This window comes from Streptomyces sp. DvalAA-14 (assembly GCF_900091855.1).
GTDB lineage: Bacteria > Actinomycetota > Actinomycetes > Streptomycetales > Streptomycetaceae > Actinacidiphila.
Map to the genome: position 1 here is coordinate 1 of NZ_FMCH01000513.1, position 1,836 is coordinate 1,836.

1 pseudogene is annotated in these 1,836 nt (G+C 75.5%); it reads right to left on the reverse strand.

The features are described from left to right. Positions 1-1,720: pseudogene (locus GA0115240_RS27810) on the reverse strand (DUF5107 domain-containing protein); the annotation flags it as partial. Positions 1,721-1,836 lie beyond the last annotated feature (116 nt).

Below are 1,836 nucleotides of genomic sequence, written 5' to 3' on the forward strand. Positions count from 1 at the left end.
GCGGGCCGCCCGGGCGGTGTCCTCGGTCCATGCGGCGCGGTCGAGGAAGGTCGCCCGCAGGCAGTCATACGCCGCCAGGTACTTGTCCGCGGCGCGCTTGGTCTCCCCCGCGTCCGCGTCGGCGACGGCCAGCGCGCGCAGCGTCCAGGGCGAGGGGTGGGCCGCCAGCGAGCGTTCCCAGTTGCGCACCGCCTGGGCCCGGTCGCCCGCGGCCCATTGGGCGATGCCGAGGTGGTAGTCGCGGAACCATTCGTTGCCGGGGTAGGTGTCGGCGGACTCCAGCAGATCGCGCCACTCGGGGGAGACCGGACAGGGGCCGGGGGCGGCATCGAGGGGCGGGCGCGGGAAGACGCCGGCCAGCAGCAATTCCAGCCAGGGCTTCTGGTCTTCGCCGAGGGTGCCGGCCGGGAAGGGGGTGCCGGGCAGCCGGTGGCGGCCGCGCTGGACCTCCAGGGCGCCCCAGCCGGAGCCGGTGGCCAGCGCTTCCCCGGGCTCGGCGTCGGCGACGCCCAGCCAGCGGTCGTAGGCGGCCTCGACGGTGGCGCGCGGCAGGGCGGCTTCCAGGCTCCGGCCGGCCTCGGCGCGGGCGGCGGCCCAGTCGGCGCCGTGCACCAGCGCGGGATCGGCGTCCAGCGGGCCGTACGCCTCCAGCCAGGAGAAGGCCGAGCCGGCCGCCATCGGCAGATGTTCGAGCTGGGTACGGGCCAGGCCGGCCTGGATCTCCAGGTAGCCGCCGGTGCCGGGCTCGGTGAGCCACTCCTGCCAGCGCCGGCCGCCGCGGCCGCGGCCCCACAAGAAGAGCTTGCGGCCGCGCAGCAGGTCGGTGGAGGTGTGGACGAGACCGCGGCCCGTCCCGTCGAGGGCAGTTGTCCACCGCCGCTGGCCGGCCGGGATGTCGAAGAAGTAGTCGGCGGCGTGCTCGGCGCGGGTGGTGTAGGTGATGTCGCGGGCGCCGTCCGGGTGTTCCGGACCGTCCGCGCCGCCGGGCACCGGCACATGGCTGAGGGCGCGGGTGTGGCCGAAGTGCCAGGCGGCGTCGGCGGGGGCCAGGACCCGGGTGTCCTCGGTCTCCGGGACCGCGACGTTGGACCACCAGTACGCGGGCACGGTGCGGTCGTGCGGGTTGCGGACCCGGATGCCGGCGTAGAGGAAGTCGGAGTCGGCGGGCAGCCACAGGTCTATCTGGAAGGGCAGGTCGCGCAGCCGCTCCCATTCCCACAGCCGCAGCATCTCGCCGCCGTCGGGAGCCGGCACCCGGGCGGCGTGCAGCGGGGCGCAGGTGAGGGCCCAGTGGCCGGTGGCGCCGAGGTTCCATTCGACGCCGCCGGAGAACCACGCCCCGGCCAGCGCGAAGTCGGCGGGCTGGAACACCGGGTTGCGGTAGAGCAGTTCGCGTCCGGTCGGCTTGTGCAGCAGGGAGTACAGCCGGCCGCCGAGACCGGGCAGGACGGTGGCGCGCACCCGCTCGTTCTCGATCACCAGCGCGTCGAGCCGGGCGGGGGCGCGGTCGCGGCCGTAGCCGTCCAGCACGCGGACGGGGAGCACCGACCGCAGCGGCGCGTAGCCGATCTGCCGGGCCATGTCCGGGGGGCAGGCCGTCCCGGTCGCGCGGGTCGATCCGGTGGAGTTCGTCCAGCGGGCGCAGTGCGGGCAGCGGATTGTCCGGGCCGAGGGGCGCGGCCGGAATGCCCACGGTGGTACGTCGCACGGTCGTAGCCAAGGCCACCTCATCCTGGCGCGGGTGGCCGCCTTCGCTGCGGCGGCCGGCTGATGACCATGGAACAGCTTTCCCGGCCGCCTGGCCAGAGGCCATCGAGATCCGGATCCGGGCCCGCG